The following is a 12,450-nucleotide window of genomic DNA, read 5'->3' as shown; positions in this document are numbered from 1 at the left end:
ATGCGCCATCTTGATCTGCAGTGTGTCACCGACGAATCGGTGCCCGGGACCGGTGACTTCGAGCGTTGGATAGCCGCGGTGCTGGCCGGCCGCCGCGAGGACTGGGAAATGGCGGTCCGGCTGGTGGACGAGCCCGAGAGCCAGGCCCTCAACCGGGATTACCGCGGCCACGACCGGCCCACCAACGTCCTGTCGTTTCCCGCCGACCTGCCCGAGGGCGTCGAGCTACCCCTGCTGGGGGATCTGGTGATCTGCGCGCCGGTCGTCCGGCGCGAGGCCGACGCCCAGGGCAAGACGGCATCGGCACACTGGGCGCATCTCACCGTCCACGGCGTGCTTCACTTGCTAGGCTTCGATCACATGGATAGCGTAGAGGCGGATACCATGGAGGCGGAAGAGCGCGGCATCATGGCGCAGCTGGGTTACGACGACCCCTATCAATCAGAGCTGACCCCGGCATGAGCGACGGATCGTCCGCGCCGGTCGGACAGAAAACCTGGCTCATGCGCATCGGCAGGGCCCTGGGCGGTCAGGACCCCCAGAGCCGCGACGACGTGGTCGAAACGCTCCGCGCCGCCCACCAGCATGGCATCCTCGACGCCGATGCGCTGTCGATGTGCGAAGGCGTGCTGCATGTCGCCGAGCTGCAGGTGCGCGATGTGATGATCCCGCGCTCCAAGGTCTCGTTGCTGCGCCGCTCGGAATCGGTCTGGGACCTGCTGCCGGCGATCATCGAGAGTGGCCACTCGCGCTTTCCGGTCACCGGCGATAACCGCGATGACGTCATCGGCATCCTCATCGCCAAGGATCTGCTGCCCTATCTCGATCCCCAGCATCAGCGCGAGTTCCAGCTCCGCGAACTGCTGCGCCCGGCGCTGTTCGTGCCCGAGAGCAAACGCCTTGACGCCCTGCTCAAGCTCTTTCAGGAAAGCCGCAATCACCTGGCGATCGTGGTCGATGAATACGGCGGTCTGGCCGGGATCGTGACCATCGAGGATGTCATCGAACAGATCGTCGGCGAGATCGATGACGAGCACGACCTGGATGACGACGCCTGGATTCTCAACCGCACCGACGATGGCCAGACCGTGGTCAAGGCGCTGACGCCCATTGAGACCTTCAATGATCATTTCGGCACGGCATTCAGCGATGAGGAGTTCGACACCATTGGTGGGGTCGTGGCCAACGGCTTCGGCCGCGTTCCGCGACGTGGCGAGCACCTGGTCCTCGAAGATCTGCGCTTTGATGTGGTGCGGGCCGACAGTCGTCGACTGCACCTGCTGATGGTGACCCCGCAGCCGGCATGTCGCGACTGATCCGTCTGCCGCTGGCGCTGGCGGCGGGCGGCCTTCTGTCGCTGGGCTTCGCACCGTTCGACTGGATCTGGACCCCGTTCGTCACGCTGGCCGCGATCTTCGCCGCCGTCTCGGTGCTGTCCTCGCTGCGGGCCGTGCTCGCCACCGCCTACGCCTTCGGCCTCGGCTATGCCGGCAGCGGTGTGTACTGGATCTATCACAGCATCGCCGACTACGGGGGTGGGCCGCTGGCGGGCGGCGTGGCCACGGGGGTTCTGGTGGCGCTGTTCGCGCTCATCCCCACGCTGGCGCTGGCCGGCGGCTGGTGGCTGGGCGCGGGCGATCGCCGCCGCACCCGGCTGCTGGCGCTTCCCCTGGTGTGGGTGGCGATCGAGTGGGTGCGCAGTTGGCTGGCCACCGGCGCCACCTGGCTGAGCGTGGGTTACACCCAGATCGACACCCCCCTGGCGGCGCTGGCCCCGGTGGCAGGGGTTTATGGGGTGAGTCTGGCGGTCGTGCTCATCGCCGGCGTGCTGGCTGATGCCATTGTCTCGCCGCGACCTCAGCGGGCCGGTCTGGCCCTGGGGGCGGTCGCGCTGATCGCGGCGGCCGCCTGGGCGCTGGATGATGAGTGGACGCGGCCCGTCGACGCCCCCCTCAGCGTGTCGATCCTGCAGGGCAACATCGATCAGGCCCGTAAATGGGATCCGGATGAGCGCGGGGCGATTCTGCGCGAGTATCTGCAGATGAGCCGCGCCCGGCTGGGTGATGACCTGATCATCTGGCCCGAAACCGCCCTGCCGGTGTTCTATCGTCAGGCACGGCAGTGGCTCGATCCACTGGCCCGGGAGGCGCGGGCGGCCGGCAGCGAGCTGGTTCTGGGCGCACCGGTGGCCCGGGGCGACCGACGTTACAACGCCGTCGTGGTGGCCGGCGAGCCCCCGCGTTACTACTTCAAGCGCCATCTGGTGCCATTCGGTGAATATGTGCCGTTTCGCGATATCGCGGGCGGCATTCTGGATTTTGTCGGCACGCCGCTGGGCGATTTCACTGCCGGGCGCTCGGCGGCGCCGCTGACCGCCGCCGGCCACGAGCTGGGCGTGAGCATCTGCTATGAGGTCACCTTCGGGGCCGAGGTGGCCGCGGCCCTGCCTGCCGCCGATCTGTTGCTCAACGTCAGCAACGATGCCTGGTTCGGCCACTCGAGCGCTCCCTGGCAGCACCTGCAGATGGCGCGGATGCGCGCCCTTGAGACCGGGCGTGAAATGATCCGCGCCACCAACACCGGGGTGTCCGCGATCATCGGTGCGGATGGCGGGCTGCGCCGGATGGGGCCGCTGTTCGAGGCGGCGGTCCTGACGGCCACGGTTCAGCCCTATCAGGGCACCACACCCTATGGGCGCGCCGGCGACTGGCCGCTGGTGGGGCTGGTTCTCGCCGGCATGGGCGGGCTGCTGCTGCGCCGGCGCCGGCGATAGGTGATTCGCCGTTACCCCGGCGAAGCCGTTAGACTGCACGCAGAACGCCACCGAGGAGTGAGGGCAATGACTGACAACGAGCAACCGCGGGATCACGAAGTCCACGGTTATGAGCGCATGCTTGAGCGTGTTCGCGAGCGCCTGGAGAGCACCGGCGACGCCGTGGAAAAAGGCTTTCACGAGGCGCTGGACGCCGCCCGCGAGCGCAGTGTGGCCCTGGGCGAACTGACCCGGGAGGAGGCCGACCGCGTGGCCGAGTGGCTGCAGCGCGACCTTGAGGACGCCGCCGAGTACGTCGGCAGGGCCCGGGGCACCTACGCCGACTGGCTGCATATGGACCTGCAGCTGGTGGAGAACTGGATCTGGGATCGCTTTTCGTCGGTGGCCGATCAGACCCGGCTGCAGTGGCAGGCCCTGAATCGGCAGCTTCAGGCGGCGGCCCGCTATCACACCGGCGAGGTCACCGGTCCGGGCACCCTGGTCTGCCGTGACTGTGGCGAGGTCCTGCACTTCAAGCGCACTGGTCATATCCCGCCGTGTCCCAAGTGCCACGGCAGCCGTTTCGAGCGGGCCGCGCGCCAGACGACGGGCTGACGGCAGGTGCAATCACGCCCGGCGCCGGGGTATCCTCTCGCCCCATGGAAAAGCAATACGACCCCGCCCGTTTAGAGACTGACGCGCAGGCCTACTGGGACGACCAGGGCTGCTTTCGGGTCACCGAAGACCCCGAGCGCGAATCCTTTTATTGCCTGTCGATGCTGCCGTACCCGAGTGGACGGCTGCACATGGGCCATGTCCGCAATTACACCATCGGCGATGTCATCAGTCGCTATCAGCGCATGCAGGGCCGCAATGTCCTGCAGCCGATGGGTTGGGATGCCTTCGGCCTGCCGGCGGAGAACGCCGCCATCAAGCGCGGCGTGCCGCCGGCGGAGTGGACGTATCAGAACATTGACCACATGCGCCGCCAGTTGCAGCGCATGGGCTATGGCTACGACTGGAGCCGCGAGGTCACCACCTGTTCGCCGTCGTATTACCGCTGGGAGCAGCAGATGTTCACCCGTCTGCTCGAGCGGGGCCTGGTGTATCGGGCGAGCGCGGTGGTCAACTGGGATCCGGTGGATCAGACCGTCCTCGCCAACGAGCAGGTGGTCGAGGGACGCGGCTGGCGCTCGGGCGCGAAGGTCGAGCGCCGTGAGATCCCGCAGTGGTTTCTGCGCATCACCGACTATGCCGATGAGTTGCTGGACGGGCTGGATGCCCTGCCGGGCTGGCCGGATGCGGTCAAGACCATGCAGCGCAACTGGATCGGCCGCTCACAGGGCATCGAGCTCGACTTTGCCCTGGCCCGCGGTGGCGAGCCCCTGCGGGTCTATACGACCCGGCCGGACACGCTCTATGCCGCCACCTACATGGCCGTGGCGGCTGACCACCCGCTGGCCGTCGAGGCCGGCCGGCAGGATGCCACGGTGGCGGCATTCCTCGACGAGATCCGTCAGGGCGCGGTCACCGAGGAGGCCATGGAAAAGCTCGAGAAAAAGGGCATGCCCCTGGGTGTCGAGGCGATCAATCCGCTTTCCGGTGAACGCATTCCGGTATGGGTCGCCAATTTTGTGCTCATGGGATACGGCACCGGCGCGATCATGGCGGTGCCGGGGCACGATGCCCGCGACCACGAGTTTGCGACCCGCTTCGGTCTGCCCATCCGTCAGGCGGTGGGCCCGGCGGATGGCACGGCCGTCGATGTCGAGGCTGAGCCGTGGACCGCGAAGGAGCACCTGGTCACGGTCAACGCCGGCCCGTTCACGGGGATGGACTTCGCAACGGCGTTCGATGCGATTGCCCGCCATCTCGAGGCGGAAGGCATCGGCCGGCGCACCACCAATTACCGGCTGCGCGACTGGGGCGTCTCGCGGCAGCGTTACTGGGGCTGCCCGATCCCGGTGATCCATTGCCCGGACTGCGGCGCGGTGCCGGTCCCCGATGAGGATCTGCCGGTGACGCTGCCCGAGAATGTCACCTTCAGCGGCGTGCAGTCACCGCTGCGCACGGACGAGGCCTGGCGCCGGGTGGCCTGCCCGCGCTGTGGCGGCGGGGCTGAGCGCGAGACCGACACCTTCGATACCTTCGTCGAGTCCTCCTGGTATTACGCCCGCTACTGCAGCCCCGACGCCGATGCCATGCTCGACGAGCGCGCCGACCACTGGCTGCCGGTGGATCAGTACATCGGCGGCATCGAGCATGCCGTGATGCATCTGCTGTACTTCCGCTTCTGGCACAAGCTCATGCGCGATCTGGGCTATATCAGCAGCGATGAGCCCGCCACGAACCTGCTCTGTCAGGGCATGGTGCTGGCTGAAGCCTTCTATCACGACAGCGACGCCGGCGGCCGCGAGTGGGTGGCGCCGGCCGATGTCGAGACCGAGCGTGACGGCAAGGGCCGCATCGTGCGTGCCACGCGTCGCAGTGACGGCGCCGAGCTGGTGGCCACGGGCTGGACCACCATGTCCAAGTCAAAGAATAACGGCGAGGACCCGGAAACCCTCGTGACGCGGTTCGGGGCCGATACCCTGCGGCTTTTCACGATGTTTGCCGCGCCGCCGGATCAGGCGCTGGAATGGCAGGACAGCGGGGTCGAGGGGGCATCGCGGTTCCTGCGCCGCCTCTATGGGCTGGTGCATGACCATGTCAGCGCCGGGCCGTGTCCCGCCGACCGGGTGACCGAGGGGCTGGATGACGAGGCCGTGGCATTGCGGCGTAAGCTGCATGAGACCATCGCCAAGGTGGGCGACGACATCGGCCGTCGTTACACCTTCAATACCGCCATCGCGGCGATCATGGAGCTGTGCAATGCCCTGGGTCGCTATGCCGGCACCGGGCCGGTGGCCCGCGGCGTGCGTCAGGAGGCCCTCGAGGCGGTGGTTCTCATGCTCCAGCCCATCACCCCGCACCTCAGCCATGGCCTGTGGACGGCGCTTGGCCGGGCGGGGGCGGCGGTGGATCAGCCCTGGCCCGCCGTCGATGAGGCGGCCCTGCGCCGCGATGAGGTCGAGCTGGTGGTACAGGTCAACGGCAAGCTGCGCAGCCGGATTGCGGTGGCGGCGGACGCGGCCGAGGCGACCATCCGCGAGCAGGCCCTGGCCGACGAGCATGTCCGGCGATTCATCGACGACCGCACCGTGCGCAAGGTGGTTGTCGTGCCCGGTCGTCTGGTCAACGTGGTCGCGCCCTGATGGCGGTCGGACGGCTCGCTCTGGCCGTGGCGCTGGCGCTGGTGGTGGGTGCCTGCGGCTGGCAGCTGCGCGGCGCGGGTGGGGGCGGTTTCGAGGGCGTGCCCGTGGCGATCGGCGGATCCATCGACAATCGCTTCAGCAACCGGCTTGCCGAGCGCCTGCGCGGCCTTGACGCCACGGTGGTGGAGCAGGCCGCCGATGCCCGGGTGGTCATTGAAATCCTCGAGGCCTCGAGCCGGCGACGCACGGTGGCAACCGATGCGGACGGCTTCGCCAGTGAGTACGAGCTGCGCTATCAAATCCGCTTCAGTCTCAGGGCCGGCGGCAGGGCCGGGCCCGATCAGGCAACCTTCTCAAGCCAGACCGTGCGCACCTCGGCCAGTTACCCGGCAGACCCGGGCAATCTGCAGGGGCGCGATGCCGAGGAGGAGGATCTGCGCCGCGACCTGCGCGACGACGCCCTCCAGCTGCTGCTCTCGCGGGTGGGTCGGCGGCTCTAGGCCGGGCGGTCATGCCGGAGATCCGCTTCGACGAGTTGCCCCAGCGCATCGACCGCGGGCTGGCGCCGGTCTATCTGATCGCCGGCGAAGAGCCGCTACTGATCGAAGAGGCCCTGGATCGGCTGCGCCAGCGGGCCCGTGGCGAGGGTTACGACGAGCGCGAGGTTCTGCACGTCGACGCCGGATTTGACTGGAACCGCCTGGCCACCGCCGCCGATAATCTCTCGCTGTTCACCGAACGTCGGCTCATCGAACTGCGACTGCCCGGCGGCAAGCCGGGTCGTGATGGCAGTGCCGTGCTCAAGGCTCGAGCCGCCGCGCCCGACCCCGGGCATATCCTGATCGTGATCGCCGGTCGTCTCGAAACCGCGCAGCGTCAGTCGGCATGGGCCAAGGCCATCGCCAGCGCCGGTGTCATGAGCTACGCCTGGCCGCTGCGCCGCCACGAGCTCACCGGCTGGGCCCGACGCCGGGCGCGCGAGCGGGACCTGGATCTGGATACCGCCACGGCCGGTCTGATTGCCGAGCGCAATGAGGGCAATCTGCTGGCGCTGGCGCAGGAGATCGACAAACTGGCGCTGCTGGCGGACGGGCGTGCAGTGGATGCCGAATGGGCGAGTGAGGCCATCAGTGACAGTGCCCGGTTTGCCGTCTTTGACCTGCCCGAGGCCATGCTGGCCGGCGATCCGGCGCGTACGCTGCGCATCCTCGCACGGCTGCGCGGCGAGGGTGAGGAGCCGGTGCTGGTGCTTTGGGGGGTCGCCCGGGACATCCGTGTGCTCGCCGATCTGCAGGCCTCAATGGCCGCGGGCGAGCGGGCGGCCGCGGTGATGGCCCGCCACCGGGTCTGGAAGAACCGCCAGCCCCGGCTGCAGACCATCGCCCGCGGGACGCCGCGTGGCGTCTGGGAGCGCTTGCTGAGCCGGGCGGCCCGGGTGGATCGTGTCATAAAGGGGGCCGAGTCAGGCCGGCCCTGGGATGAATTACTGGAACTCTCGAGTGTTGTGGCGCGGGGCGTCGCAACCGCCGATCGCAGGGAGAAAAACGGATGAGTGAAATCAACGCCACCATGCGCGGGATCGGGCAGACCGCCCGCGCCGCGAGCCGTCGTCTGGCCGCCAGTGAGGCCGGCGCGCGCAATGCCGCGCTCCGGGCCATCGCCGAGCGGTTGCGGGATGACCGCGCGGCCCTCGAGACCGCCAATGAAAAGGACCTGGCCGCCGGGCGCGGGAACGGCCTGGATGCCGCGCTGCTCGATCGGTTGACACTGACCGACGCCCGCATCGATGCGATGGCCGACGGCCTCGAGCAGATCGCCGCACTGCCGGATCCGGTGGGCGCGGTCAGCCACCTCGATCCCATGCCAAGCGGTATCCGCGTGGGCCGGATGCGCGTGCCGCTGGGTGTGGTCGGCATCATCTACGAGTCGCGGCCCAACGTGACCGCTGACGCCGCGGCGCTCTGCCTCAAGTCGGGCAACGCCTGTGTGCTTCGGGGCGGCTCCGAAGCGCTGCACTCCAACCAGGCCATTGCGGCCTGCATTGCCGCCGGGCTGGCCGATGCGGGGCTGCCCGAGACCGCGGTCCAGGTGGTCCGCACCACTGACCGGGCGGCCGTCGGAGCGATGATCAACCTCGATGAATACATTGACGTGCTGGTGCCCCGCGGCGGCAAGGGGCTGATCGAGCGCATCATGCGCGAGGCGACAGTGCCCATGATCAAGCACCTGGACGGGGTCTGCCACTGCTACGTCGATGCGGAGGCCGATCCGGCCATGGCCGAGCGCGTCGTGGTCAACGCCAAGACCCAGCGCTACGGGACCTGCAACACCCTCGAGACGCTGCTGGTGGATACGTCGGTGGCGGCTTCGCTGCTGCCACGCTTCAAGGCCGCCTTTGATGCCCATGGGGTCGAGCTGCGCGGCTGCGAGCGGAGTCGGGCGCTGGTTGATGGCCTGACCGCCGCCGAGCCGGCCGACTGGGATGCCGAGTATCTGGCGCCGATTCTGGCGGTGGCCGTGGTGGATGGCCTTGATGCGGCCATCGAGCACATCGACCAGCACGGCTCGGGGCATACCGACGCCATCGTCACCCGGGATCATGCCCGCGCCCAGCGCTTTCTCCGCGAAGTGGATTCGAGCTCGGTCATGGTCAACGCCTCGACGCGGTTCGCGGACGGCTTCGAATACGGGCTTGGCGCTGAGATCGGCATCAGCACGGACAAGCTCCACGCCCGGGGGCCGGTCGGCCTGGAGGGCCTGACCACACAGAAGTACATCGTCCTGGGCGAGGGACACGTGCGCGAATGAGTGACCCGCAGGCGGCGCCGGTGGCGGTGCTGGGCGGCACCTTCGATCCGGTCCACTATGGCCATCTGCGTCCGGCCATCGAGCTGCTCGAGGCCCTGGGGCTGTCACAGATCCGGCTGGTGCCCGGTCATGTCCCGCCGCATCGCCCCCAGCCGCGGCTGGGGGCTCAGGCCCGGGCGCGGCTGTTGGAGACCGCCGTCGCCGGTATCCCGGGTCTGGCGGTGGATCGCTGCGAGCTGGATCGCTCAGGCCCGTCCTATACCGTCGACACGCTGGCCGGTCTGCGCCGCCGGCTCGGCGGGCACCGGCCGCTGTGCTTTATCATGGGGCGCGATGCGTTTCGTGGGCTCATGCAATGGCATCAGTGGGAGGCGTTGACCCGCCAGGCCCATCTCGTGGTCATGACCCGCGGCGGCGATGCCGAAGCGCTGCCGCCGGCGCTTGTCGAGTGGATGCGGCCGCGGCGGATGCATGATCCGGCGGCGCTGCGACGCTCGCCGTCCGGCGGCGTGCTGTTTCAGGCGGTATCCCGGCTCGAGATCTCCGCCACCGGCATCCGCCGGTGCCTGGCGCTGGGTCGCTCGGCGCAGGGGCTGATGCCTGATGTCGTCTGGCACGAACTGGCTTCCAGTGGATGCTATGGTTATCCGCAAGTATCAAGGGCGTCGTCGCCCGGGAGGTTGAACCCCCATCATGTCTGAACCCGCTGTCCAGGCCCAGTCGCTGTGTGATCGGGTGGTGACCGCACTCGATGACCTCAAGGCGGTGGATCCGCGTGTCATCGACGTCTGTGGACGCACCCCGATCACCGATTTCATGGCCTTTGCCACCGGCAATTCGCGTCGCCATGTCCGCTCCATCGCCGAGGCGGTGGTCGATGCCGCCCGCGAGCAGGGGCAACGGCCCGCCGGTATTGAAGGCCTCGACGACAGCGAGTGGGTGCTGGTGGATCTCGGTGACGTGGTGGTCCACGTCATGCTTGAGGATGTCCGCGACTTCTATCGCCTCGAGCGCATCTGGACGGTGGGCGACGGGCAGGAGGCCTGAGGGCGATGCGCCTGAACATGGTCGCCGTGGGGCGGCGTCCGCCGGACTGGATCCGCACCGGCGTCGACGAATTCGCGCAGCGCATGCCCCGGCATCTGCCCCTCGCGGTGAAGGCGGTGAACCCGGGTGACGCCCGGCGCAGCGGCGATATCGACCGGGCGCGCGCCCAGGAGGCCGATGCACTGCTGGCCGCCGCCGGGTCAGCACGCCTGATCGCCCTGGATGAGAGGGGGCGGTCATGGCGCACCCCGGATCTGGCCGAGTACCTGGACGCCGCCCTGCATGAGGGGCGCGATCTGGCCTTTGTAATCGGCGGCGCGGACGGGCTTGATAAGCGCTGCCTGAATGCCGCCGAGCGTCGCTGGTCGCTGTCCGCGCTCACCCTGCCGCACATGCTTGTGCGCGTCATCGTCGCCGAGCAGCTCTACCGCGCGTGGACGCTGCTCGCCGGCCATCCCTATCACCGCGCCTGATCGGTGCCCGCCGCTGGAGGTTGAAATGACATCGACACACCCTTCCACCACCGACCCCGACCTGTTCCTGGCCTCGGCCTCGCCGCGGCGGGCCGAGATCCTCGAGCGCATGGGCGTGCGCTTTCAGACGGTTCCGCAGGCCGTGGACGAGCAGGTCCTGCCCGACGAGACCCCCGAAGTGTTCGTGTTTCGACTGGCCCTGGAAAAGGCCCGGGCGGGTTGGGCCGGACTGGGCGGCGATGGGCATGTGCCGGTGCTCGGCGCGGACACGGCGGTCGTGGTCGATGACACCCTCCTGGGTAAACCCGCCGATCGGGACGCCGCCCTGGGCATGCTCGAGCAGCTGTCGGGGCGCACCCACCGGGTGCTGACCGCCATCGCCATGGTGGATGGTCAGCGCGAGCTCACGCGCCTGTCGCTGAGCATGGTCACCCTGCGCCACCTGGGGACGGCCGAGCGTGAGGCCTACTGGCGCAGTGGCGAGCCCATCGACAAGGCCGGCGGCTACGCCATCCAGGGCCGCGGCGGGGTGTTCGTCGAGCAGCTCGAGGGCAGCTACAGCGGCGTCATGGGCCTGCCCATGGTGGAAACCCATGATCTGCTGACCGAGTTTGGCATCGATTATCAGTCCCGCTGGCTGGCGGAGCAGTGAGCCGGGAACTGCTCGTCAACATCACTCCCCAGGAAACCCGCGTGGCGGCCCTGGATAACGGCAGCGTCCAGGAGATCCACATCGAGCGGGCGCGCAGTCGCGGTCTGGTGGGCAATATCTATCTCGGCCAGGTGTCGCGGGTGCTGCCGGGCATGCAGGCGGCTTTTGTCGATGCCGGTCTCCAGCGCACCGCCTTCCTGCACGCCTCGGACATCAATGCCAGCCAGGCGCTGGTGGATCGCCCCAGTCATGAGCCGCGCAGCATTCAGCATCTGCTGCGCGAGCAACAACGCATCCTCGTGCAGGTGCTCAAGGACCCCATTGGCGGCAAGGGGGCGCGGCTGACCACCCAGATCGCGATCCCCTCGCGCTACCTGGTGCTGCTGGTGGATAACCCCGGCGTGGGGGTATCGGCACGTATCGAGTCGGCGTCGGCCCGGGAGCGGCTGCGCGCCATCGGGACCTCGCTGCTGGACGGCGACCCTCACAAGGGCTGTATTTTCCGAACCGCCGCCGAGAACGCCAGCGAACAGGCGCTGGTCCGTGACTGGCAGTATCTGCAGCGACTCTGGGCGTCAATCCACGCGCGCGCCCAGGAAGCGCAGCCGACGACGCTGCTGCACGAGGATCTACCACTGATGATGCGCGTTCTGCGCGATTCGGTGGACGAGGACGTGGAGCGCATTCGCATCGACTCGCGGGAATGGCATGAGCGCATGCTCTCGTTCAGCGAGACCTTTCTGCCCGATGCCCGCTCGCGCCTCGAGCATTATCCCGGCGAGCGTCCGATCTTTGACCTCTACGGGGTCGAGGACGAAATCCAGCGTGCCCTGCAGCGGCGGGTCACCCTCAAGTCCGGGGGGTACCTGATCATCGACCAGACCGAGGCGCTGACCACCATTGACGTCAACACCGGCGGTTACGTGGGGCATCGCACCCTTGAGGAGACCATCTTCAAGACCAACCTCGAGGCGGCCCAGGCCATTGCCCGCCAGCTGCGACTGCGCAACCTCGGCGGCATCATCATCATCGATTTCATCGACATGGAGACCGCTGAACACCGCCGTCAGGTGATGCGAAGCCTTGCCAAGGGGCTCGAGCATGACCAGGCGCGCACCCAGATCAGCGAGGTCTCGTCGCTGGGGCTGGTGGAGATGACCCGCAAACGCATCCGCGAGTCACTGCAGAACCAGCTGTGCGTGTCCTGCCCGACCTGTGGCGGCCGCGGCCACCTGAAAAGCGCCGAGACGGTCATCCACGAGATCACCCGTGAGATCCTGCGTGAGGCCCGCCAGTTCGAGATGACGCGGCTGATGGTGCTCGCAGCTCAGGATGTGGTGGACCGCGCCCTGGAAGAGGAAAGCGACAGCCTGGCCGAGCTTGAGGCATTCATTGGCAAGCCCATCGTGTTTCAGGCCGAACCGCTCTATAACCCGGAGCAGTTCGATGTGGTGCTGATGTAGG

13 protein-coding genes are annotated in these 12,450 nt (G+C 68.1%); all 13 read left to right on the top strand.

Annotated elements, in window-relative coordinates; all coding sequences use genetic code 11:
* The 13 genes from ybeY (at nucleotide 1) to rng (ending at nucleotide 12,449) form a co-directional block, all read left to right on the top strand.
* The gene (gene ybeY / locus BBH56_RS07320; RefSeq protein ID WP_148122421.1) at nucleotides 1-462 is read left to right on the top strand and encodes an rRNA maturation RNase YbeY; all 462 of its coding nucleotides are present in this window, start codon (nucleotides 1-3) and stop codon (nucleotides 460-462) included.
* On the top strand, nucleotides 459-1,316 hold the full coding sequence (locus tag BBH56_RS07315; protein WP_069134076.1) for an HlyC/CorC family transporter: 858 nt from the start codon (nucleotides 459-461) through the stop codon (nucleotides 1,314-1,316). The genes ybeY and BBH56_RS07315 overlap by 4 nt, the downstream gene beginning before the upstream one ends.
* Nucleotides 1,304-2,773, top strand: coding sequence for an apolipoprotein N-acyltransferase (gene lnt, locus BBH56_RS07310; RefSeq protein ID WP_148122420.1), 1,470 nt, complete (start codon nucleotides 1,304-1,306; stop codon nucleotides 2,771-2,773). Before BBH56_RS07315 ends, lnt begins: the two co-directional genes overlap by 13 nt.
* Before the next feature lie 66 nt (nucleotides 2,774-2,839).
* The gene (locus tag BBH56_RS07305; RefSeq protein ID WP_069134077.1) at nucleotides 2,840-3,367 is read left to right on the top strand and encodes a zinc ribbon-containing protein; all 528 of its coding nucleotides are present in this window, start codon (nucleotides 2,840-2,842) and stop codon (nucleotides 3,365-3,367) included.
* A gap of 44 nt (nucleotides 3,368-3,411) precedes the next feature.
* Nucleotides 3,412-6,006, top strand: a complete 2,595-nt coding sequence (gene leuS, locus BBH56_RS07300; protein ID WP_148122419.1) for a leucine--tRNA ligase — start codon at nucleotides 3,412-3,414, stop codon at nucleotides 6,004-6,006.
* Nucleotides 6,006-6,506 (top strand): LPS-assembly lipoprotein LptE, encoded by a 501-nt coding sequence (locus BBH56_RS07295; protein WP_148122418.1) that lies wholly within the window; start codon nucleotides 6,006-6,008, stop codon nucleotides 6,504-6,506. Before leuS ends, BBH56_RS07295 begins: the two co-directional genes overlap by 1 nt.
* A gap of 11 nt (nucleotides 6,507-6,517) precedes the next feature.
* Nucleotides 6,518-7,558 carry a DNA polymerase III subunit delta gene (gene holA / locus BBH56_RS07290; RefSeq protein WP_069134080.1) on the top strand — a complete coding sequence of 347 codons (1,041 nt, stop codon included), beginning with the start codon at nucleotides 6,518-6,520 and terminating at the stop codon, nucleotides 7,556-7,558.
* The gene (locus BBH56_RS07285; RefSeq protein WP_148122417.1) at nucleotides 7,555-8,814 is read left to right on the top strand and encodes a glutamate-5-semialdehyde dehydrogenase; all 1,260 of its coding nucleotides are present in this window, start codon (nucleotides 7,555-7,557) and stop codon (nucleotides 8,812-8,814) included. The genes holA and BBH56_RS07285 overlap by 4 nt, the downstream gene beginning before the upstream one ends.
* Nucleotides 8,811-9,515: a nicotinate-nucleotide adenylyltransferase gene (gene nadD / locus BBH56_RS07280; protein ID WP_144347979.1), complete on the top strand. Its 705-nt coding sequence runs from the start codon at nucleotides 8,811-8,813 to the stop codon at nucleotides 9,513-9,515. Before BBH56_RS07285 ends, nadD begins: the two co-directional genes overlap by 4 nt.
* A complete protein-coding gene (gene rsfS / locus BBH56_RS07275) occupies nucleotides 9,508-9,861 on the top strand; it encodes a ribosome silencing factor (RefSeq protein WP_148122416.1) in 354 nt (117 codons plus the stop codon). The genes nadD and rsfS overlap by 8 nt, the downstream gene beginning before the upstream one ends.
* A gap of 5 nt (nucleotides 9,862-9,866) precedes the next feature.
* Nucleotides 9,867-10,334 carry a 23S rRNA (pseudouridine(1915)-N(3))-methyltransferase RlmH gene (gene rlmH, locus BBH56_RS07270; protein WP_148122415.1) on the top strand — a complete coding sequence of 156 codons (468 nt, stop codon included), beginning with the start codon at nucleotides 9,867-9,869 and terminating at the stop codon, nucleotides 10,332-10,334.
* A gap of 25 nt (nucleotides 10,335-10,359) precedes the next feature.
* Nucleotides 10,360-10,986: a Maf family protein gene (locus tag BBH56_RS07265; RefSeq protein WP_148122414.1), complete on the top strand. Its 627-nt coding sequence runs from the start codon at nucleotides 10,360-10,362 to the stop codon at nucleotides 10,984-10,986.
* Entirely contained in the window at nucleotides 10,983-12,449 is a 1,467-nt protein-coding gene (gene rng, locus BBH56_RS07260) for a ribonuclease G (protein ID WP_148122413.1), read from the top strand. The genes BBH56_RS07265 and rng overlap by 4 nt, the downstream gene beginning before the upstream one ends.
* The last annotated feature ends 1 nt before the right edge of the window (nucleotide 12,450 follow it).

It is taken from the genome of Spiribacter roseus, from assembly GCF_002813635.1.
Lineage (GTDB): Bacteria > Pseudomonadota > Gammaproteobacteria > Nitrococcales > Nitrococcaceae > Spiribacter > Spiribacter roseus.
Note: the sequence above shows the minus strand (reverse complement) of the source record. Positions and strands in the feature narration are given on the sequence as shown.